18 protein-coding genes and 2 pseudogenes are annotated in these 23,610 nt (G+C 36.8%); 14 read left to right on the top strand and 6 right to left on the bottom strand.

Annotated elements, in window-relative coordinates; genetic code table 11:
* From FBQ94_RS09280 to FBQ94_RS09255, 6 genes are all read right to left on the bottom strand, one after another.
* Positions 1-999 (bottom strand): tetratricopeptide repeat protein, encoded by a 999-nt coding sequence (locus FBQ94_RS09280; protein WP_007223179.1) that lies wholly within the window; start codon positions 997-999, stop codon positions 1-3.
* Positions 1,000-1,542: 543 nt separating this feature from the next.
* Positions 1,543-2,409, bottom strand: a complete 867-nt coding sequence (locus FBQ94_RS09275; protein ID WP_007223176.1) for a metal ABC transporter permease — start codon at positions 2,407-2,409, stop codon at positions 1,543-1,545.
* 12 nt (positions 2,410-2,421) lie between these two features.
* On the bottom strand, positions 2,422-3,123 hold the full coding sequence (locus tag FBQ94_RS09270) for a metal ABC transporter ATP-binding protein (RefSeq protein ID WP_007223175.1): 702 nt from the start codon (positions 3,121-3,123) through the stop codon (positions 2,422-2,424).
* A gap of 34 nt (positions 3,124-3,157) precedes the next feature.
* On the bottom strand, positions 3,158-4,072 hold the full coding sequence (locus FBQ94_RS09265; RefSeq protein ID WP_007223174.1) for a metal ABC transporter substrate-binding protein: 915 nt from the start codon (positions 4,070-4,072) through the stop codon (positions 3,158-3,160).
* Positions 4,073-4,198: 126 nt separating this feature from the next.
* Positions 4,199-5,857 (bottom strand): hypothetical protein, encoded by a 1,659-nt coding sequence (locus FBQ94_RS09260; RefSeq protein WP_040544586.1) that lies wholly within the window; start codon positions 5,855-5,857, stop codon positions 4,199-4,201.
* 833 nt (positions 5,858-6,690) lie between these two features.
* Positions 6,691-8,040, bottom strand: a complete 1,350-nt coding sequence (locus FBQ94_RS09255; protein ID WP_007223172.1) for an MATE family efflux transporter — start codon at positions 8,038-8,040, stop codon at positions 6,691-6,693.
* A gap of 1,096 nt (positions 8,041-9,136) precedes the next feature.
* Between FBQ94_RS09255 and rfbA the strand changes: the two genes are divergently transcribed.
* The 14 genes and pseudogenes from rfbA (at position 9,137) to FBQ94_RS09185 (ending at position 23,500) form a co-directional block, all read left to right on the top strand.
* Entirely contained in the window at positions 9,137-10,009 is an 873-nt protein-coding gene (gene rfbA, locus FBQ94_RS09250; protein ID WP_007223170.1) for a glucose-1-phosphate thymidylyltransferase RfbA, read from the top strand.
* A 65-nt stretch (positions 10,010-10,074) separates the two neighbouring features.
* Positions 10,075-10,446 (top strand): GxxExxY protein, encoded by a 372-nt coding sequence (locus FBQ94_RS09245; protein ID WP_007223169.1) that lies wholly within the window; start codon positions 10,075-10,077, stop codon positions 10,444-10,446.
* 54 nt (positions 10,447-10,500) lie between these two features.
* On the top strand, positions 10,501-11,094 hold the full coding sequence (gene rfbC / locus FBQ94_RS09240; protein ID WP_007223168.1) for a dTDP-4-dehydrorhamnose 3,5-epimerase: 594 nt from the start codon (positions 10,501-10,503) through the stop codon (positions 11,092-11,094).
* Positions 11,091-11,990 carry a 3'(2'),5'-bisphosphate nucleotidase CysQ family protein gene (locus FBQ94_RS09235; RefSeq protein WP_007223167.1) on the top strand — a complete coding sequence of 300 codons (900 nt, stop codon included), beginning with the start codon at positions 11,091-11,093 and terminating at the stop codon, positions 11,988-11,990. The genes rfbC and FBQ94_RS09235 overlap by 4 nt, the downstream gene beginning before the upstream one ends.
* A gap of 367 nt (positions 11,991-12,357) precedes the next feature.
* Positions 12,358-13,201 (top strand): annotated as a pseudogene (locus FBQ94_RS09230) (IS5 family transposase).
* 97 nt (positions 13,202-13,298) lie between these two features.
* Entirely contained in the window at positions 13,299-14,672 is a 1,374-nt protein-coding gene (locus FBQ94_RS09225; RefSeq protein ID WP_007223165.1) for a flippase, read from the top strand.
* 68 nt (positions 14,673-14,740) lie between these two features.
* Positions 14,741-15,866, top strand: a pseudogene (locus tag FBQ94_RS09220) (IS630 family transposase).
* A 193-nt stretch (positions 15,867-16,059) separates the two neighbouring features.
* Positions 16,060-16,830, top strand: a complete 771-nt coding sequence (locus FBQ94_RS09215) for a methyltransferase domain-containing protein (protein WP_040544580.1) — start codon at positions 16,060-16,062, stop codon at positions 16,828-16,830.
* Positions 16,823-17,743 (top strand): sulfotransferase family protein, encoded by a 921-nt coding sequence (locus FBQ94_RS09210; protein ID WP_007223162.1) that lies wholly within the window; start codon positions 16,823-16,825, stop codon positions 17,741-17,743. Before FBQ94_RS09215 ends, FBQ94_RS09210 begins: the two co-directional genes overlap by 8 nt.
* Positions 17,740-18,636, top strand: a complete 897-nt coding sequence (locus FBQ94_RS09205) for a sulfotransferase family protein (protein WP_007223161.1) — start codon at positions 17,740-17,742, stop codon at positions 18,634-18,636. Before FBQ94_RS09210 ends, FBQ94_RS09205 begins: the two co-directional genes overlap by 4 nt.
* Before the next feature lie 384 nt (positions 18,637-19,020).
* Positions 19,021-19,593, top strand: a complete 573-nt coding sequence (locus FBQ94_RS09200; RefSeq protein WP_285442100.1) for a class I SAM-dependent methyltransferase — start codon at positions 19,021-19,023, stop codon at positions 19,591-19,593.
* A gap of 115 nt (positions 19,594-19,708) precedes the next feature.
* The gene (locus tag FBQ94_RS09195; protein ID WP_007223159.1) at positions 19,709-20,629 is read left to right on the top strand and encodes a glycosyltransferase family 2 protein; all 921 of its coding nucleotides are present in this window, start codon (positions 19,709-19,711) and stop codon (positions 20,627-20,629) included.
* 374 nt (positions 20,630-21,003) lie between these two features.
* Positions 21,004-22,170, top strand: a complete 1,167-nt coding sequence (locus tag FBQ94_RS09190; RefSeq protein WP_007223158.1) for a glycosyltransferase family 4 protein — start codon at positions 21,004-21,006, stop codon at positions 22,168-22,170.
* 1 nt (position 22,171) lies between these two features.
* Positions 22,172-23,500, top strand: a complete 1,329-nt coding sequence (locus tag FBQ94_RS09185; RefSeq protein WP_007223157.1) for an O-antigen ligase family protein — start codon at positions 22,172-22,174, stop codon at positions 23,498-23,500.
* Positions 23,501-23,610 lie beyond the last annotated feature (110 nt).

Below are 23,610 nucleotides of genomic sequence, written 5' to 3'. Positions count from 1 at the left end.
TTATTTTGCTGCTGCTTTATTCTTTCCCTTTGTCTGCTTTTTGTATAAAGAGAAATACCCCTCCGCTTCCTTTTTCATACCTTTTGCCTTATAGGCATTGCCGATATCCTGATAGATTTCTGCATTGTCTGGATTTGTCATTACTGCTATTTGAAAGGCATTGATTGCATCGTCATATTGTTTTTTCTTTATATAATTTTTGCCCAACCGATACTGGGCATCTGCATTACTTACATTTGCCTCGGTTGCCTTTATATAATATTGAATAGCCCTATCTGTATCTCCTGTTTTATCGTATAAAAGCGCTGTATTGTACAGTGCACTTTCATGTCCCGGGTCAATTTCTAATGCCTTCGTGTATTCTTCCATAGCTTCCTTGTCCATTCCCTTCATAGAATAAACAATACCTAAGTTCGAATGGGCTATTGCCAGATTTGGGTCTAACTCTATGCGTTTTTTCAATATCTGGATTGCATCATCATATTTGCCGATTTTTGAATACGCAATTCCCAGGAGGGAATAAGCAGACCGATGATCGGGTTTTATCTGAACGGTTTTTTTAAAGCTTTCAATAGCCTTATCAAAACGACCCGTATCAAAATATGCAGAACCCAGATTGTAATAAGCATCAACATTGTCCGGTTTTTGTTCTATAACCTTCTGAAATGCCTCAATAGCGTTATCAAACATGCCCTTTTGGGCATATGCAAGGCCTATATTGTTATACGCATCGGTGTTATTGGGATTTTTAGCTAACGATTTTTTAAACATCTCTATTGCTTCGTCAAAAAGACCATACTGTGCGTAGTGTAAGCCTTGCTTATACTGTTCATGAGGCATATCAATATGGTTGGATGGACTGTCTTTTTTGACCTTACGAGCAGTATCGTTTATGCCGGTTTCTTTTCCTTCCTGAGAAAAGCAACGGGCTGGATTACATAATGTTACCATCACAAGACTGCAAACAGTTGCAACACTTACAATATTTCTCTTATTCAATATACCTCTCCTCATAGTTTAACGTATAGGATTTCAACTCTTTAGGGCAAGGCTAAAGCCCATATATGCATCAAGCTAACATGTGGAAACGGTGAAGAATAACAAACCGCCCATAATCCCCCTTGATCCCCCTTTAGAAAAGGGGGAAATGGTGAATGTTTTAGAAAAGAGGGAAAAGTTTGATATGTTTGATCAGATAAACTTTTCTCAGGAGAAAATCCTTCCTTCCTTCTTTCCCCCCTTTTTAAAGGGGGGTTAGGGGGGATTAGAGGGAAAGATGAACACCCATTGCTCTTTTTCCAAGGGGATACCCCTTTTTATGGAACACTATTCTTAGCTTGGTGCATATGAAGCTAAAGCCTCGCCCTACATAATATTATTAATAAGGATAAAAGTTGCCGAAGGCCTATTTTATCCAAAAGGCAATCTACGCGCACGCTGAATCCGTTATTAATAAATTATTTTCAATTTTAACGCCTTTATGGCTTTATTGCAGAAAAAGTTATTGTAGTAATTATATCGATACAGGGGTAGACATGCAACTTATCTCTTGAGCCGGAAAAATATTTTTCCTAAAGAGAGCAGCATAAATATGACGCAAAGCAATGCTACATCTGTGGGGCCTGTTGGAAGATCGAAACGGTATGAGATGTAAAAACCAATAAAAGATGTGAAAATTCCGATGACAGAAGAAACAATACAGAAAAGGAATATACCCCGGGTGACCATTTTCGCAGCCATTGGTGGTATCAGGAGGAAGCCAAATATAACCAACGGTCCAACGGTCATTACACCGAATGATATAATGATACCGATGATCAGATAGAGGAGGGTGTCCCACAGGATAACATTTTTACCAAGGGTGGTAGCCATATCGATATCATATGATACCAGGATAAAATTGCGATGAAAACCGATTAAAAAAATGAAAATAGTGCCATAAATAATAAGCATTGATAACACATAAATATCCGGAATAGATATAATCTCTCCTTTAAGCATAGAAAGTACTTCTGTTTGTCCATACGGGTTCCAGGCAACAAACAGTATGGAGGCCGCTCCTGCAAGGGCATAAGTAAAACCTATACGGTTTTCAGCAAACCCTTTTTGCTTGCGTTCGAGAATTGCCAGGGTAAATATAGCAATGAACGTAAAAACAATCGAACCTGAAAGGGCCATAACTTTTTCAGATTCCATATGATAGAAAAGATGCCATCCTAAGGTATGCATTAAAAATGCAAAGGCAATTCCGGCATTTGATACCTGAGGTAAGGCTATGCCTAGTAAAATCATACGGCGTAATACAAAAAATATACCCACTTGTGGGCATACGAGACCTACCAATAATCCTGCATACAGGGCATTTCGCAAAAGAAAATGCGGATTCAATATTTCTCCTAATTGTTCCATGTATAAATATCCCTAATTTGGTATTTCATCAATTCTTGATAAAGAAATTATCTCTTCCAATGAGCCAAGTACCACTTTATAGTGATGAATATGGATTATTTTATTTACCCATCTTGGAATATGATGAACCTCGTGAGTAACCATCATAATCGTTAATTTGCGCTTTTTATGCAATTCAGAAATAAGCTCTGTAATCTTCCTTTGTGCATGGATATCAACTCCTGTAATGGGTTCATCAAGCAGTAAAACATCAGGTTTTGTCACGAGTGACCGGGCTATCAGTATACGCTGTTTTTGTCCTCCGGACAGCTCAGAGAACAACTGTTTTCTTAACTCAAACATTCCAACATCCTTTAAACATTGGTTCACTAAAATGTGATTTGATGCAGGACTTGGACTAAATGGTTTTATCGATCCGAAAGTGCCCATTAATACTACTTCTTCTGCGGTAAATGGATATATTTCATCTAAATACTTGCGTTGCGGTACATAACCAAATTTCGGATACTGGCTATTACCATAAAGAATGGTACCCTGAATAGGGGGAATAATCCGTAAAATGGTCTTGAACAATGTGGTTTTGCCTGAACCGTTTGATCCAAACAGGACTGCAAATTCCCCTTTTTTTAATGAGAAATTAATATCACTGAGGATGATTTTTCCCTTATACCCAATAGCCAGGTCTTTTAGTGTGATGCAGTTGTCGGTATCCATATCTGTATTATTCAGAGAAATCTGTGGATATAATTTACGTTTTAAGGGCTGATGCAATTTGCTTAATAATATAATCAAAAAGGGCTAAATAATCTTTGGTTTCTTTTTGACCTCCGACCATGATGGGCAAAATAACGATCTTTGCTCCTGTCTGGGATGCAGCAAATTCAGGTATTTTGCGTTCCCGGAACTCTTCAATAATGATCAATTTTACTCCTTCATTTTTCATCATGGGAATAAGGCTGTTTAGATGTGAGGGAGAAGGTGGAACGCCAGGTTTTGGCTCAAGCGTTCCCAATACATTCAAATTAAATCGCCGTGCAAGATAAGGAAAGGTCTTATGATACGTAACGATTTTTGTCCCTTGAAAGGGTTGTAATATTTTTTGCCATTCAGATAATTTCTGGTCTAGCCTTCTCACAAAATCCTGTAGATTATTCTTATAATAGTTACAATTTACGGTATCGATTTGACAGAGGCGTTCACAAATATGTGTCGCAACTATCTTGCCATTGGATGGGTCCAATATAAAATGTGGATTTCCAAAAGAATGAATATCACCCATAGAACGATCGCCAGGGGTTTTGGGTACATCTACTATTTCAACTCCCGTGGAGGCAGTCAAATATCCGGCTTGCCCTGGAAGTATTTTTTTATTCCTTGCTCCCATAACCAAGGGTGGTAACCAGCCGATTTCTAACTGCAATCCTCCCTCAATAAGCATATCTGCTTTATTCAGTTTAACAATAAAACTAGGTTTTGCATCCACAAAGTGGGGGTCTTCTGTGGGTTTTGCAATGCTAGTAACAGTAACCTTATCTTTTCCAATTTCAGCAGCTAAGGCGCCCAAATCAGATGTTGATGCGACGATATTTAGTTTTGCATAGGCAACAGACATCCAGCCGGAAACAAATAACAGACAAAGGCATATTTGGTATTTTATCTTCATATCGTACGTCCTTTATAAAAAATCATGCAACAAGGGCATGAAGTGTCAGTGTGAGTGATTTGTGTCAATCTGACACCGATAACTAATCACTGATACTGAAAAGTAGCCGAAGGCCTCATGTAACGGCTAGAACTTGTGTGCGCCATGTGAGCCCAGCAAAAATTCAAATTGTAAAAATACGGAATGTTCCGTGCTGTCGTTGCCTAAGATAGTATCGTAGTTGTATTGCAACCGTATTTTTGAAAATTCTGATGGATAAAAGGTAATATTGGGGGAAAGCCTCCATCGTTCAAATCCTAAAGGATCTGTTGCTTCCTTCTCTCCATCAACATAATCACCACGGAGCCCGGCTATCCAGCGCTTTTTAAATCCCCACATAATCTGAGAGTAAGCGCCCCAGTTATTCATTACTTCATCCGGCAAATTGGAATTAACATCTTCTCCGGCTTCGAAACGTCTGCCCATAACTTCTGTCTGCCAGGAGACGAAGGGAAATCCACCGGCGGCGTATTTAGACTTCCACTTCCAAAACATATCTATCCCGTAGATCAGGGTATTTTTATCCCTTCCTGTGGAATTTGGCCCAAAGGCTGCTGATGCGCCCAATAAAACGGTTTGCTCATCTGTTATATCAAAGGAGGTGGCAATCCGTGGAACATAGAGGAGATCTTCCATGCTGTGTACGCGTGTTTCCACTGCCTCACGTCCAAACAGCCCTGTACCATCTTCCTCAAATCTGAAGCTGTGAACAGTTTCTCCCTGACTATTTTGTACCGTAAAGAATAACTCCGTGTAGTTGTTTGTAGGAGCTAACCATGAAAGGCGTGCACCGGGGTTTCTCATCCCGTCCGGTCCTAAAAACCGGCCGTTAACTAACGGTTGGTCTGCAAAATTCCATGCGTGAGGATGAAGTTGATTCTGTCTGCCAAATTCGGTAAAAAATGTTCCGGCCTTTACCTGTAAATTCAAAGGTAACGATAAAGAAGTCAGATAAGCTTCTTCCACTTCGAGAGACGATTCACCATCTTTATCGATTTGAAAAATGATATTTGCTTGTCCCTTGAAATAAGGATCTATTGCGCCCTCAAAGGTAGTTTCTAAATTTTGCACAGTAAATCCTCGCTGAACAGGGTCATGTGCTCCTGTTTCAATTTTTTCTAAATCTTTCGCTGTAGAACCTGCTGCCGCAAACAATCCATTAAAAGAGATATTCATATAACTCTGTCCGCTACTCCATAACGTGATAGGTTGTGCAGGAGACCAGTGTCCTGTTCCTGCGCCTGCCGATTGATCGGGTGTGGTGGTATTCATTAATGGCATAGCAGATTCTGTTGTCTCACTTTCTGGAGAAGGCGATACTGTTTGAGAAGGCGGAGGGGTATTTGTAATAGTATCTGTGCGTGATAGCATAGATGCTTCTTCTTCGCTTATTACAGAAGTTTCTAAGAGTTTTGAATCTGTCTCCGGAGGGATGGATGTATTCTCTTCCCATGGTATTTTTTCTTTTTCGGGTTCCGTTTTCTCTTTCTCAAGGGTAGCGATCTTTTCTTGCATTTCTTTCAAGCGTGAATCATAATCCTGTTTCATCTCTTCCAGAAGGTCTCTCATACCCTGCAGTTGTCCAATGATCTCATTAAATTCGTCCTTTTTTATACAGATACTATTTGTATCTTCTTCTGTGCTCATCAATTGTGAATCTTTCTTTATCACCTCGCTATATGCATACGGCACATTACTTTCTATAATAAGTATGCATATGAGTAAAATATAACTTGGCCGTCTCATACAAACTCTCCTGTGAAAACGATTCTTATATAAATAATCATGCAGGAAATCATTATGAACGAGCATAAATCTGCAGAATTCCCCGCAGTCTCAGGTAGTGTATAGGTACAAATAGCTAGTAAACCCTGAAATAAACAGATACTATTCCTGTTTAAAGCTCTTATCGTTTTTTATGCTGAAAATCAGGCGAGAGACGGAGGTGGCCGGATGGTAAATTTATGGATGGATAGAGACGGAAGTAATGGATTGGAACGGCATACAAATTTGATACAGATACACTGGAATTGAGTATCTGGTAATAGAAACCGTATAAGTGTTGAGGGAGTCTTTAACCACTGACAAATTTGACATGTCTCGGAGTTGTGTCCTGACGCATCCTCACAGATCCCAATTTGTGTAGTATCTGTATCGTTAGTTGCTGATTGTTGGGTATGGGTACAATGTGGGGTGGTAAAGATGCTATCATGGAAGCCTCCTATCGTTAGACACAGGAGGAGATAGGGAAGCAGGACAGAAATAAACACGTTGTTCGCTAAAGTTTTATTTTTCCTGAAATACTTCAAAGGCATATCCAACGCTCACAAATGAAAGATGTTATATTTTCCTGTTATAGGGATTCCAATTCTGTAGGGCAAACCTTTAGGTTTGCTATCCCCATGCGCACTCAGGCGGGGATGAAAGGCTAAAGTCTTGCCCTGCATGTTACCTGGTTGCCGAAGTTCTCATTAACTTATGAAATTATGCTAATACCTTTTTCATTACAAGTCAAGCGAAAACACACAGTCCCGGAGAAACTTATTATCGATTCATATGCTTGTTGTTCTTTCTTTTATTTACCCATAAATCCTCTTCCATCTGCCCCTTCTATAGAGAATATAAATAGCGACAGCACGGCCAATCCAGTCCAGGGCAGAACCAAACCATATACCAGCTAATCCCCAGCCAAGTGTGATGCCAAAAAAATAGGCAAGAGGGGCGAGGAAACATAAAGTGCCTACGATAGTTATGATCATGGGACTTATCGTATCACCCGCTCCGCGAAGCCCGCCGGCGTATACCATATAGATAGCGAGGGCAGGTTGCTCAATGGCGGCTACCATGATACAAGCTACTGACAATGAGAGCACCCTGGCTTCAGGTTTGAATATCATAGCTATCTGCTGAGGAAATATAAGAAAAATGAAGGCAAATGACCCCATTAAAATTAGGGCAAAATAGCAACTGCGTCTCATGCTGAGCAGTGCAAGATTTACATTCTTTCTTCCGAGACTCTGACCAACGAGCGTGGCTGTAGAGACTGCCAGGGCGAATCCAGGCATAAAGGACATCGCTTCAATCCGAACGGCAATTTGATGCGCAGCCAGAGGCGCCGTGCCAAGGAGAGCGACAATCTTTGTAAAGAACAGGAATCCTGTCTGTGTCAGAACGGCATCAATAGCAGCAGGAACAGAAATACGGATAATTCTTTGAAGCGCGTGGTAATTGATTTGTGCTACATGACGAAGAGAGATATGCGGAGTATACCTTCCTGCAAAGAGCCTTATACAGAGTAATATGGCGCCTATAGTATAAGCGGTGGCTGTGGCCCATCCGACTCCGGTAACACCGAGTTCCGGAAAAGGTCCTATACCAAAGATTAATAGCCAATTGAGCAGAATGTTTATACAATTAACAATAAGGGTTATCTTCATGGGAGTTTTTGTATCACCCGCTCCCCGCAGAATCCCGCTACCGGTAAGAGTAATCAGACGAAATACAAGGAATGCCGTGATAATTTGAAGAAAGTCGCTGCCAAGGGCTGCGATGTTTGGTTCTGCGCTCATGAGAATTAATATTTTTTTTGCAAAAAGCAGCAGGAATGGCGTGACTATTATACCGGTAATGAGTGACATAAGTATGGATTGACCTCCGACCATCCGGGCTTGCTCATGTTCTTTTGCGCCTACATGTCTTGCTACGATACTTGTTGTGCCAACATTGAAGGAAGAGAAGACCATAGAGATAATGAAGAAAAGAGTACCTGCCAAACCCACTGCAGCAATAGCGTCAGTTCCCAACCGGCTTACCATGATCGTGTCTGATAGAAAAACACCCATATGGAGAATGTTTTCAATGGCTACAGGAACACTTAATGTAAGGATATTGTTGTTGAGATTTTTTTCTGTAAGTTCAAGTTGTCTCATAGAAGTTAATTTTTTTCAAATTTATAACACCGGCGTAGGGGCGAACCTTGTGTTCGGGCAAACGGAAAATAAACACAAACGTTTTAAATCTACAAGGCAAGAGTGAACACAAGTAGGGGCAGGTTTTAAACTTGCCCCTACAACATACAACAGAACGTTGGAATTCCCTAAACGTTTAAACCAGGTCGGGTTTTAAAAGGCAAAACCCAGCGAATTTTTTTTTACCCAACCTTCAGTTCCCCTTGGATGGGACGAAGAGGTTGGTTCTCTCCCGATTTACCCAACCCTAAATCCCATATGCATCAAGCAAAAATAGGTAAACGGTGGAGAATAACAAACCGCCCTAATCCCCCTTAGTCCCCCTTTAAAAAAGGGGGAAATGCATAATCCCCTTCGTTTCCCTTTAGAAATGGAGAAAAGTTTGATATGTTTGATCAGACAAACTTTTCTCAAGAAAAAACCCTTCCTTGCTTTCCTCCCTTTTCTAAAGGGAGGTTAGAGGCATATGCACAAGCTAAAATTAGGTAAATGGTGAAGAATAATAAGCCACCTATAATCCCCCTTGATCCCCATTTAGAAAAGGGGGAAATCCCTTGTTCCCCCTTTTTTAAAGGGGGGTAGGGGGGATTAGAGGGGAATAAGGACACACCTTGCTCTTTTTCCAGGAGGATAGCCTCTTTTTTCATGGAACACTATTCTTAGCTTGATGCATACGCCCCTTCGCCCCCGCCAGAGGGAGACAGTGCCTGTACCCCTCAGTAAGGAGGATTCGGGGGGAGGCAACACGCTTGAAATTCCTGAACATTCATTATAAAATAAGAGTTATGTATTCCTGATTATAAGATGTTTTATCAGCTTCGCAACAGTAAAACTAATCAATTATCATATATCCCATGATAAGATATGCATCACCTCGTTTTTGTTTATTCTTGATTTTCAAAAATTTTTATGGTATATCAACTACCTTTAAATTTTACATCAGGCCTTTGATAACTTTTCAGTGTCAGTGATTAGTGTCGGTATCATACAGACGCGAGCCTGTGCTGGAGAAATTCCTAAATATTACATGTAAAGAAAAAGATTATAAACAATACTTATGAAGGGCATTATCTTAGCGGGTGGTAGTGGTACACGGTTATATCCGGTAACGTTGGCTGTGTGTAAGCAGCTTTTACCGATTTATGACAAGCCAATGATATATTATTCTTTATCTGTCCTGATGATTGCGGGTATAAAGGAAATCTTAATCATCTCCACACCTCATGATCTCCACAAATTTCGTGAAATACTCCACGATGGCTCTCATTTAGGCTTACGTTTCTCATACAAAGAACAACCTCACCCGAATGGACTTGCTGAAGCCTTCTTACTTGGCAGGGAATTTATTGACAGTGATGACGTGTGCCTCATACTGGGAGATAATATATTTTATGGTCACGGCCTGACTGACTTGCTAAAAAAAACTGTTCAGGATGTATCTATGAAAGAAGGAGCAACGATATTCGGATATTATGTAAATGATCCGGAACGGTATGGGGTAGTTGAGTTTGATAAAAATGGGGTGGCTATATCCTTAGAGGAAAAACCCACGTCCCCAAAATCAAGATACGCAATTACAGGGCTGTATTTTTACGATAATACAGTTATTGAAATAGCCAGGAATATTGCGCCTTCATGGAGAGGGGAGCTCGAAATAACAGATGTAAATAAAGAGTACCTCCGAAGGGGCAGTCTCAGGGTTGAGCTTCTTGGAAGGGGTTATGCATGGCTTGATACCGGGACACCTGAAAGTCTTCTGGAGGCCGGAGAGTTTATAGCAACCATAGAAAAGAGGCAGGGAATGAAGATAGCGTGTATAGAGGAGATTGCATATAGACTGAACTACATAGATAAAGAACAGTTATTGAGACTTGCTGAACCTTTAAAGAAAAATAGTTATGGACAGTATCTTTTAAATATAGCGAAGTAAATCATACTATTGAATTTTAATTAAAACCACGAAGAACACGAAGTTCACGAAGAAAACTCTTATTTATGGAATTTGATAATCTGTCTAACAGGGTAATTGGTTTAGCAATCGAAGTTCATAAAGAATTAGGGCCCGGTCTGTTAGAAAATACTTATAAACAGTGCCTTGCTTATGAATTAAGCCAGATACAAATTAAATTCCTATTAGAGGTAGAATTACCAGTACAGTATAAAGAGATAAGCGTTTCCTGTGGATATCGTATAGATTTATTAATAGAGAATAAATTGATAGTGGAGTTAAAAAGTGTTGATGAAGTACACCCCATTCATGAAGCACAACTATTAACTTATATGAAACTTGCAAAAATAAGGATAGGTCTGCTCATGAACTTTAATGAAAAAATATTAAAAAATGGAATTAAAAGATTTGTTTTATAAATTTTTACTTCGTGTTCTTCGTGTGCTTTGTGGTGTTTTATAGAGGAATAATCAATGCCTTTTCATTTTAAGCGATTATCAATACCTGAGATTATACTCATTGAGCCAAAAGTGTTTCACGATGAAAGGGGATGCTTCATAGAAGTTTACAAGTATTCAGATTTTGCTCAGTTTGGTATAGAAGAATCTTTTGTTCAGGACAACCATACAAAATCAAAAAAGAATGTCCTCCGGGGACTTCATTACCAGAAAAATCCAGGCGCGCAGGGCAAATTAGTGCGATGCTTAAGAGGAAATATCTTTGATGTAGCAGTAGACATAAGAAAAGGGTCTTCTACTTTTGGACAATGGATTGGAGTGGAGCTTTCTGAAGAAAATAATCGTATGCTTTACATTCCACCTGCATTTGCTCATGGGTTTGTAGTGTTGAGTGATACTGCAGATGTTATCTACAAGTGTACAAAAGAGTATTCCCCTGAGAATGAGAGAGGAATTATCTGGAACGACCCGGATATTAACATTAAGTGGCCTGTTGAAAATCCGGTCATTTCAGAGAAAGACCGAAAACTTCCTCTGTTAAAAGATGCTGATAAAAATTTTGTTTTTGAATCCAGGATAAACTTTCAAGAGAAACCGCAAATACCATGAATAATGATAAATATGCACAAAACCTTATTGCTGCCTTGTTAGCTGCAAAAGAAGCAGGCGATGCTATCTTAGAGGTCTATAATTCAAACTTTTCTGTTGAGAAAAAAGAGGACAATTCTCCTTTAACGATAGCAGATAAGCGCTCTCATGAGATTATTGCGAAGCATGTATCACAACTTACCAATCAGAAGGCATATATTACTGGTCGTATACTCAGCGAAGAAGGTAAAGACATCCCTTATGAGGAAAGAAAGAACTGGGAATATTTCTGGCTCATTGACCCACTTGATGGAACGAAAGAATTTATCAAAAGAAATGGTGAATTTACGGTAAATATTGCGCTCATACACGATGGGAAACCAGTTCTTGGTATTATTTATGCCCCGGTTTTAAAGGTATTTTATTTTGCTGCAGAAGGTATAGGAGCATATAAATTACTAAACAAGAATGATGTAATGAGCGAGACTAAGTTGGATATTAAAAACGAAGAGAGTGTAGAAGTTTTAAAAAAAATGTCGCAAAGACTTCCTCTTGATGAAAGACCAACCACTGCATCTAATCCCTCCTCAACAATTACTATTGTAGCCAGTCGTTCCCATCTTTCCAAAGAAACAGAAGACTACATATATGGTTTAAAACAGAAGTATAGAGAGATTGAGCTTATTTCCGTTGGAAGCTCGTTAAAGTTTTGTTTAATTGCTGAGGGAAAAGCAGATATTTATCCGAGATTTGCTCCAACGATGGAGTGGGATACTGCAGCAGGACAGGCAATAATAGAAGAGTTGAAAGGTAAAGTTATAGAGTTTGGAGTAGGCGGCCCTTTAAAATATAATAAAGAGAATCTTGTAAATCCATGGTTTGTTACCTTTTTAGGGAACAAAGACTTATTAACTTAAATGGATAATAAGTAATGTGGGTATTATTGATGAATAGATGGAAAGGTTTATATGAGCAAGGAAAAAGGGATATGGATAGGGTCAAGTTGAATATGGAGCATAAAAGTGTATGAAAGGGCTTACTTTATTTCACAACAATCCATAACATACATCCAGTTTTTTAAGTCCTTGAAATTACAAGATATATAAAAATCTCTCGAATATCAATTAAATGCCAATTATAAGAGCGTTCTTTTTGCTAGATTGCCACAGAAATTGTACTGTGTATAATTTGTAACTTAGAATATATCCGTAAATAACTAGCTATATTTCAGGAAGCATGGTATATTTCACTCCATATATAACTTTAGAATATAGGGAGGTGAATATGACAAAGATAAGATCATGGGAGGTATCAGATGCATTGTGGGAGAGAGTGAAACCACTTATTCCGGTTGTGCCGAAGAGAAATCCGGAGAAAGGGTATAAAAGAAAGGTTGGTGGTGGGCGGAAGCCAATGGAAGCACGAAAGGTATTTGAAGGAATCGTGTATGTATTACGAACCGGTTGTCAGTGGAAGGCATTACCGAAAGAACGGTTTGGCAGTGCAAGTTCGATCCATGCGTACTTCCTTCAATAGCTCAGAGAAGGCTTCTTTCTGCGGCTATGGTGTGCCGGTCTAGCGGAATATGATAAACTCGAAGGTATAGCCTGGAAGTGGCAGAGTATTGATGAAGCAATGGTAAAGGCGCCTCTAGCACAAGAGGCAGTGGGACCAAATCCTACGGATAAGGGGGAAAAAGGGGAGCAAGAAGCATGTGTTGGTAGACAAGCGTGGCATCCCGTTATCGACAGTCGTGACCGGAGCAAACTGGCATGATGTATCCCAACTGGGAGTTGTTTTAGACGCCATGGTTATCCAGAGGCCACAGGAAGGAGAGCACCATCTGTGTGCTGACAAGGGGGATACCAGGGTAATCCGGCACGAGAAACGATAGAAACTTGAGGCTACATTCCTCAATATAAGGCAACGAGGAGAAGAAATTGAAGCAAAAAGGACTCTGTCGGGATACAAGCCCCGTCGCTGGATAGTGGAAGTGGCTCATTCCTGGTTTAACCGATTCAGGAAACTGCTAGTACGCTATGAAAAGTTTCACGAGACCTATGAAGCACTTCTCCACTTGGCCGCAGCCATCATTTGCTGGAGAAAAATTGATATTATTTACGGATAAATTCTTAATGTATCTATAATAATATTTGTATTTCTTTTAATAGTTTAATTCCATTATCTTTATCCTTTAAAAAAATCGAGAAGAGTTAAAAACGATTATGATAAATAAATTTATTTCTAAACTAAAAAATAAATTAAGAGATAAGGACATAAAAGAAATATTATTAGGTAGTTCGCTTGCGCTTATTTATAGAATTTTCGGCATGATAGGGGGATATATTCTTTTGTTAGTTGTTTCGAGATATTATGGATCTAAAGGTTTAGGGATATATAATCTATTAACTTCGGTTTTAACGATTTTTGTTTTAATTGGAACTTTAGGTTTAAAGACGTATAGTTTAAGATTCGTATCTCAATTTTATACAGAAGGTAAATACCGAAAAATTTTTGATTTATATAAAAATATCGTGCAGTTAACCATTCCTATCTCTATTTTGTTATCAGTATTATTGTTTATTTTTGCCAAAGAATTGTCAATGTATGTTTTCAAAGACGAGTCTCTTGTCCTTGGCTTTAAAATAATAGGATTAATAATTCCTTTTATGGTTTTGTATAGTATTAATATTGAATTTATTAGAGGCTTAAAAAATATAAAATTTTCTGAATTTCTTAGAAACTTAACTGTTCCTTTATTTAACACAGTATTTTTGGTTTTATTTGCTCTTTTTATGACAGGTTACTATGTAGCAGTTATAAGTTATACTATTGCTATAGCGATATCCTTTCTATTATCGACTTGTTATATAATAAAAATTATTTTAGGTTTTAAAAAATATCAGCATGATAACATACTGAAAAAAGAGATATTAAAAGTATCTTTACCTATGGTTGTAACAGCATTCTCTTTTTTTATCATGGGGAAAACAGATACTATAATGATAGGTATGTTTTCAACGATGGAAAATGTCGGAATATATAATGCAGCATTAAAACTTGCAAGTTTAACAAGTTTTATTCTTATGGCCATTAATACGGTATCGGCTCCAAAATTTTCTGAACTTTACTGGTCAAACAAGGTTGAAGATTTAAGAAAAGTTGTTCAATTTTCTTCGAAATTGATATTTTTATTTTCGATACCAGTACTATGTATTTTACTTATTTTACCGCAGTTTTCTTTGGGATTATTTGGAGAAGAATTTAAAATAGGAAAATATGCTTTAATTTTTTTAGTTATTGGACAATTTATAAATGCTACGTCTGGTTCCGTTGGGATTTTTTTTAATATGACAGGAGATCAAAATCTTTTTAGAAATATTATGTTAATTGCGGTTGTGATTAATATAGTTTTAAACTATATATTAATTCCAAAATATGGCATAAACGGTGCCGCAATAGCGACAATGGTAAGTATGTCTTTTTGGAATATTGCAGGTGCTATCAATATTAAATTAAAGTATAACATAAATACATTTTATATTCCTATAATTTTGGATAGAAAGCATTACTTTGTTAAAGAAGCTCAAGAAACCTAGTTCTGCTTCTATTTAAATTGTACCTATAAATATATTTTGGTATACTTCCTCCAAGGAAGGAAGCGATTATGCCAAAAAAAATATATACTGTTCAATTAAGCGAAAGAGAACGAGAAGAGTTAGAGACGTATGTAAAACAAGGGAGAAAATCAGCCCGAGCAATAAATCGAGCACGTATTTTATTGCTGTCAAATGAGGGTAAGATTGATGACGAAATAATCAGTGCATTAGGGGTTTGTAGAACAGCCATATATAAAATGCGGAAGAAGTTCACGCAAAGCAAGTTTGATACTATCGTGGAATTGCTGCAAGAGAAGCCTCGAAGCGGTCAGCCTCTCAAAGTAGATAAGAGGGTGGAGTCTGCTGTTTCCATGATAGCCTGTTCAGAGCCCCCCAGGGGGCTGCACGATGGACACTGGAGTTACTAGGGGAGAAACTGGTAGAGTTAAAAGTAGTAGAATCCCTTTGTTTAGAAAGTGTAAGAAAGGCTTTAAAAAAAACGAACTAAAGCCCTGGCTGAAGAAGCGATGGTGTAGAGGGAAAATAACGGGCGATTATATTTGGCATATGGAAGATGTTCTCCATCGGTATGCCCAACCCTATAATCCTTTGCGACCTCTGATCTGTTTTGATGAACGGCCGTGTCAGCTTCTTGGTGATAGTATTGTTCCAATACCCATGAAGCTGGGACAACTCAAACGTGAAGATTATGAGTACGAGCGCAATGGTAGTTGTTGTGTTTTACTCGCATTTGAACCCCATACTGGCTTTCGTTATGTGCAAGTAAGAGAAAGGCGTACTGCGGTTGACTATGCCGAATTTATGAAACAATTCGTTCAGGTATATTATCCTGGGGTAGAATGTATTCGTCTTGTTCAAGACAATTTGAATACCCATACACCTGGTTCTTTTTATGAAGTATTTCCACCTGAAGAATCTTTTGATCTTGCTGAAAAGTTTCAGGTACACTATACGCCCAAAAAGGGGAGTTGGCTGAATATGGCCGAAATAGAGTTTTCTGCTCTTTCCCGGCAATGCCTCGACCGACGTATTGCCGATAGGGAGGCCTTAGAAAAAGAGGTTCTTGCATGGGCTGAAAATCGTAATAGAAAATGCACAACGGTAAACTGGAAATTTACGAAAGATACTGTTCGTGAAAAGCTTAAAAGCAAATACCATATGTTAAAAAATTAAATAGAAGCAGGACTAGTTGGACTTGAAGTAAATGCTATTCATCCATATTCACATATACGAGTATTGTGGTTACTTTAATTAATGCATGACCCTAAAATTTAATTTAAACTCCGTATTTTATACATAACGGCATATATTTATGCAGATGCATATAAAGGGAAACATAAATAGTTAAATTATATCGGAATCTCATATGAATTATACGCAATTATTTATGAAATCGCTTATACATCGATACGTAAATTGGAATTGGAATTGGAATCTCGATTCTGCTCTTCGTTATAAAAAAGCTATTTCGATAATCAAGAAAATAAAACCTATTACTATTGTTGAAATAGGAAGCGGAAGCAGGGGCATATCTGCTTATTTAAAATATCCCAGTTTCGGAATTGATATTGCTTTCGATAGAGTAATCAGCACTGCATTACAGAGGCGGATTAAGGCTCTTGGTACAAAGTTACCTTTTCATAATAGAAGTATAGACTTTGTAATTTCAACCGATATGTTAGAACATGTAAATGCTGCGATGAGACCTTCTGTTATAAAAGAGATGTTCCGAATAGTAAAAGTCAGTGGTGTGATTTATATTACTGTTCCGGTTGGTCAGGAGTCAGAGAATGCTGATTGCAGAGTAAATAAGGCTTATAAAAGAAAGCACGGCGTAGCACATCCAATGCTGCGTGATCATATTAAATACGGGCTTCCGTGTGCCAAAGAAATTATCAACCTAGTCGAAATAGAAGCAAGTAATTTAGGCTGGAGTATGACCGTATTCGAAAATACTCCTGTCTCCTTATGGGAATGGAATTTAATGTGGTTTGGTGTAGAACGTTGGATGTTAGGATTACGGCACTTTCAAAGACCTATCCTTCAATTGCTTTACCCATTTCTTATGAGAATAAAAAGCAAGAGCAATTATCGCATAATAATTATTGCAAGTAAGATGGATATATCAAATGACTAGTAAAATTAAGCTTCCTACTTTTTTTGTCGTTGGGGTGCAAAAAGCAGGTACAACTACATTGCATGATTGGCTAATTCAACAGTCCGAAGTATGTTTACCTCGCTTGAAGGAAACACATTTTTTCAGCAGAAAGGATATATACAATCGTGGTCTTAACTGGTATTTGAATCAATTTCCAAAATACAAAGACAATGTTATTGTGGGTGAGGTTGATCCTGATTATATATTTTATGAAGAGGCACCATTGCGGATTCGTGAGCTTGTTGAATCGCCAAAGTTTATTTTTATTTTTAGGAATCCAATTGACCGTGCGTACTCACATTATCTTATGTCTTTTAGTCGTGGCTATGAAACTCTTTCTTTCAAGGAAGCTCTCATAGTCGAGGCGAGCAGATGTGAACAGGCAAATAAATTGTACATGCCTCATCATAGTTATATAGCAAGAGGTATGTATTGTACACAAGTGAACCGCTATCGCAAGTTTTTTCCAACATCTGCTTTTTTATTTATTAAGTTTGATGATCTTTTTGGTGAAAATTCATGTATAGATACTTATGATAAGATATGTAAATTCATTGGAATTAATTCGTTTTCTCGAATGGTAAATTTTAAAAAAAGACAAAATCAGGCAAGTAAACCAAGGTCAATTACTTTGAGAAATTTTATTTACGGGCATTCTCCATTTAAAAAAGCTATCGGTTCTTTAATACCTTCAGAGAGTTTAAAGTTAAAATTTGCAATTTTTCTCGATCGGATAAATAAGTCTCCGATAAAAATAAAATCTGAAAATTGGCGTGAATCTGTGCCAGATAAGTTCTGGGACGTGGCTAATGATGAGATTTTAAAAGTCGAATCTTTAACGGGATTAAATTTACATGATTGGATGCATAATAAGGTAAGTATTAAACGATGAGACTACCAAACTTTATAATTATTGGTGCCCCAAAGTCTGGCACAACTTCTTTGTTTTATTATCTAAAGCAGCATTCCGATATTTATCTTCCGGTTCGGAAAGAATTACATTACTTCTCATACGAATGTTTAGAGAAAAACATAAATGGTCCCGGTGATAAGGTCACTCTTTCTTCACTCTGCGCAACAAAGAAGGAATACAAATCACATTATGAAGCGGTTAAAAACGAACGAATGATTGGTGACGTATCGCCATCTTATCTTTATTTTTCAAACATTAGTGAGAAGATTTTTTCTGAGTTAGGGCAGATAAAGATAGTGACAATCCTTAGAAATCCAGTAGAAAAAGCGTATTCTCAATACATGCATTTGGTTCGAGATAATCATGAGATACTGTCATTCTATGATGCTCTTATGGCCGAGCGTGAGAGGATGGAATTAGGCTGGTCTGATATTTGGAGGTATGCCGAAAGCTCTCTTTATACGGAAAGGGTCAAAAAATATATTTCTGTTTTTGGCAGGGACAATATTAAGATTTTGCTATTTGAAGACCTTGTTGACGATCCCGAAAAAGTTATGCGTGAGCTGTTTGAATTTTTGAGAGTTGATACAAACTTCTGTTGTGATACTTCGAAAGTATATAATAAAACAGGCAAACCTAAATCTAGTTTAATTTCAAATTATTTTTCAAAGCCAAATTTTTTAAAAACAATTGCTAAAAAAATTATTCCTGAGAAGATTCGTATCCCTATTCGATTAACCATGATGAATATAAATACTGGAAAGAAGCCTTTAATGGATTCTATGTCCAAAAAATATCTAGTAGAATATTTTAGGAATGATGTAATACAACTGGAAAAATTAACTGGCAGGCAACTAAACTGGTTAAGCTAATTTTAGTTGTGAAATTAAGCAAAGTATACTCATGTGCTATATTGTAAAAATTATTATAAAGATATTTGATATAATAAGTTGTTTGATTACTCCTTTTATTGCCTTCGTTTCTTCAGTTCAAACAAGGGTAGGTCCTGAAAGATTTCCTTTGACTTATATGATATGGGATATCTTTCATGTTTCGCCTATTCGGCATCATTATTATCAACCGGTGTTTAATGTTAGAAATCTCCCTGAGAGGATTTGGAATAGAGAAAATCAGCTTCCTGGAATAGATTTTAATATTGAAGGTCAACTCTCTTTGCTTAGATCGTTCACAAAGAACCCTTAGGGTTTTTCCACAATAATTCGTTTGGGGTAGGTGATGCTGAAATACTGTATAATATGGTAAGGCATTTTAAAACTAAAAAAGTAATTGAAATTGGTTCTGGTTTCTCAACTCGTATGATGAAAAAAGCACTTGATAAAAACAGGGAAGAAGGGTTCTTGTCATCCCATATATGCATTGAACCCTACGAAATGCATTGGCTCGAATCTTTAGGAATCGATAAGGTTATAAGATCGAAAGTAGAAGACGTTGATCCAATTTTGTTTAATGAATTAAGAGAAAATGATATTCTTTTTATTGATTCATCGCATGTTTTGAGAATAGGCGGAGATGTTTTTGTTGAGTATTTACAAATTATTCCAAATTTGCGTAAAGGGGTCCTGGTACATATCCATGATATTTTTTTACCTAATGAGTATCCAAGATTCTGGATTATGAATAAGAGAAGGTTCTGGACAGAACAATATCTTTTACAAGCATTTCTTGCATTCAATTCAAAGTTTGAAGTCCTGTTAGCAGTTAATTATTTAGCTTCTTATTATTCGGAGGAGTTTTCTTTAAAATGCCCTGTATATGCTAAAAAGTTGAAAAGAGGTACTGGCTCATTCTGGATCAGGAAAATAGATTGATTTTTAATCCAAAGATGTGGATTAGATCAAAGGAATTATAATAAAGTAAAAGTAGTTGATTTAGATGATCTGTTTAAGTGTATACAATATGAATTTGATGTAAAAATATAATAATATGAAACTCTCTATTTTGATTATTAATTATAATAAAAAAGATTATCTTTCTGAATGCCTGGAATCTATTAATCGGCATGTCTGTATTCAGCATGAGGTGATTGTTGTTGATAATGCATCTTCAGACGATAGCTGTGAATTTGTACGTGAAAATTTCCCAGATGTAAATTTAATTGCTAGCAAGAGGAACCTGGGATTTTCTGGTGGGAATAATCTGGGTGCTGCACATGCCAAAGGTGAAATTCTTCTTCTTTTAAATAATGATACTCGTTTAATATCATCATTGTCCCCGGCAATAAATAAATTTGATACACATAAACAACTAGGGGTATTAGGATGCAGAATGTATTATGGCGATGGTAGCTTTCAACCTTCTTTTGGCTTTGAACATGATCCTTTAAGACAAGTCTTATCATGGTTGGGGCTTGGTAGCTATTTACTCCTACCGAATATTTTTAAACGTGTAGATGTTGATGAAAGGCGTTACTCGTTTTATCAATATGATGTGGCATGGGTATCTGGTGCCTTTATGATGACACGCAGAGATTTATGGGAAAAGTTGGGTGGATTGGATGAGAGATATTTTATGTATGTTGAAGATGTGGATTATTGTAAAAGAGTTAGAGAGACAGGATATCGGGTATGCTATACTCCGTATGTAAAAATAATTCATTATCAAGGGGCTGGTAGTGCCTGGATTGGTGAAAATGCATTACTGAATACGAAAAGATCTTATCTCTTATATACAAAAAAATTTTATGGTAAATATTCAGTTGTTTTCTTACGAACAGGTTTATGTATTGTTATGTTTCTACGAGCTATTGCATTTTATTTCTTATCGTTATTCTCCAAATCAATTGTAGCAAAAGAGAAGGCGAAAGCTTTTATGAAGGTATCTTTTCAACTTTTGATAAATAAATAAATTTCCGAAACAAATATTTTATTACCAGATAAAAGTGTTTGTTCTTCATTTACTTAGACTAGAAGCTATCCCAAAACCCCAATTTATCATCTATAAGTATTCAAAATTTCAGTATTTATAAGGAGTTTTCAATGCGAAAGTAAGGTTTTGGGGATAGCTTCTAAATTTTTTTATCTTAAAAATACAAATTGAAGGCAAGCATTACTTATGCTAAATATGGCGTTATCAATTTACTTTTTACCTCAATGACAATGTTATTTTGAACTTCGCTGATCTAGGTTGTAGGTTGTTCGATGATGGCTATGCTTGTAAATCGTAAGGTTAAGTCCTAATTCATAATCAGAATTATAAACAATTCGGATTAGTAAATTGAAATGAAAACAATTCTATATGTTCATCCTTCTGCTGATATGTACGGTTCAGACAAAGCATTGCTTTCTCTTGTTTTGGGTTTGAATAAAAAAAAATTTCGTCCGGTCGTACTCTTGCCTTTTGAAGGACCGCTGGCTCAGAAATTAAAGCTGTCAGGCATAAAAACTTATGTAGTACCTTTAACAATAATAGGTCGGTTGACCTTTAATCCAATAGGGTTATTGAAATTACCTTTTAAGTTGTTCTGTTCCATGCGTGCCATAAATAAAGTCTTGGCTGATATTACCGTGGATGTTGTTCATTCAAATACCCTCGCAGTACTGTCAGGTGCATTGTGGGCAAGGTGGAAAAGGATTCCGCATGTTTGGCATGTTCACGAGATGATTGTTCATCCGAAGTTGGTGCGTCATTTTTTACCGTACCTGTTGAAAATATTTGCTACAAAGGTAATTTGCAATTCTAACGCTACAATGAAACTGTTGATAGAATCACAACCAGTTTTGGCTGTAAAGTCTATTGTTGTCTGGAATGGTTTAGAACGTTCAGAGAAAGTTGACAAGCAATCTGTAGCTGAATTACGTCAACAATTGGGTCTTGTTAATAACGATGTTTTAGTGGCATTGGTAGGGAGAATTAATCGTTGGAAGGGGCAGGGATTATTAGTCGAAGCTGCTGACTTATTGTGGAAGAAGGGATTGAGAAATATCCATTATCTTATTGTTGGGAGCTCACCTTACAAACAGGAATGCTTTGTGGACAACTTGTTTTTACAAATTGCGGCTTCACAGATCCAGGAGCAAACAACAGTGATGGATTTCAGGAATGATATTTGGGTTGTATGGGATACATGTGATATTGCGGTTGTACCTTCAACTGAGCCTGAACCATTCGGGTTGGTTGCTTTAGAAGCGATGGCTGCAAAAAAGCCAGTTATAGCAGCAAACTGCGGTGGATTAAAAGAGATTGTAATAGATCAGGAAACTGGTGTATTATTCGAGCCCAGAAATTCTTATGCACTTGCAGATGCTATAGAAGATTTGATTAATAATAAAGAAAAAAGACATCGGCTGGGAAATAATGGTTTTAACCGATTAAACGAGAAATTTTCTCTGAGTAATTATATTTTTTCTATTGAGTCGATATACAAGTTACTTATGAAAATAATTTAAAATGAATAATGTGAATGTTATAGATAACCGTAATATAAATATCTTTACTATTGCAAAAAAAAACTTAACTATTTGGATATTGTTCTTGTTTACTTGCATATCTATGATCTTACCTACTGAAATCGTTTCCGTATTAATGTTTTTTTATTTCATGTGTTGGTTTATTTTATCTGGCTTTAGGATTCAACGAGGTTTGTTTTATCTTTTCATACCAATGGCGGTATTTATGATTATAGGAATTTTAGGGTCTTATGGTAATATCCCTTTTAATGTAGTTAAAGATATATGGTATGTTGGTACATCCGTATTAGCATTGATAGTCGGATATGTGCTGATGTTACATATTCGCGATTTAAAGAGTCTATTTAGAATCATTTTAATATCAGCGGCTATCTGTTCATTTTATCATATTTCAAAGATAATTATTGACCCATCATTGTTGAATCAATCAATTAATGAAATTAGAGGTGATGCTGGAAAAGGTTATTTTCTTTCAGTATTGGCAATTGTAATTATTGCAGCAGCCCATCGCTCTAAAATTAACATCACAAAAAACAGGTGGTTTGTGAGGATTACTTTTGTACTTTGTATGTTCTCACTAATACTCTCTTTTTCGAGAACTCTTTGGGTATCTCTATTAATTATGGGTTTGGTTATCTATGATTTACTAAATTTAAAAAAATTAAAGAATATCATGTTGCTTATAGGAATAATTATATTTTTTGCTCTTCTGGTCACGATGATGCCAGAATCAGAACAAGTTGGTTCTAAGAAAACCTTCATGGGAAAAACAGCACGTTCCTTTCAAGAGACTATTGTTAAAAATTATAAAGAGAAAAAAGATATAAACAGCAATTGGCGAGGATTTGAAGCCTTTAAGGCGCTACAAACATATCTTGCCGGTGGAGTAATACAATATATCATTGGGAGCGGGTTTGGTACTTTGATAGATTTGGGATTTTATATTGAGTTGGGTGGTGTAACCCAGAGATACATTCCATATTTACATAATGGATATATGTATATTTTAGTAAAAACTGGAATTATTGGGATATGTATATATATTTTTTATTTTTATAAATTGATTCGATATGGAAAAATGCATGCCTTATCAATGAATTCATATATTCATCTTGCTGGGAAGTTAATTGTTGCAATCAGTTTAGTTATTTTAGTAACTACATTGGTAATCTCTGGATTTTTCAACAAGGGCAGTTTTCTCCCTATAATTATTATTTTAGGTTCTTTAATTGCTTATATCGGGAATATAAAGAATCCATTTATACCAAGAAAACCTATCCTTATGGCATGCCAGTCTGGCAGAATATGATGAACCGGAAGGTATTGCCTAGCAGTGACAAAGTATTGATAGAGAGCAATGGTGGTTAAAGGCATCGTTGGCAAAAGAAGTTGTAGTAAAATAATGGCTTAATTCTTTTA

Origin of the sequence: Candidatus Jettenia sp. AMX1, assembly GCF_030263775.1 — a bacterium.
GTDB classification, from domain to species: Bacteria; Planctomycetota; Brocadiia; order Brocadiales; family Brocadiaceae; genus Jettenia; species Jettenia caeni.
This window is presented reverse-complemented; position numbering and strand designations above follow the sequence as displayed.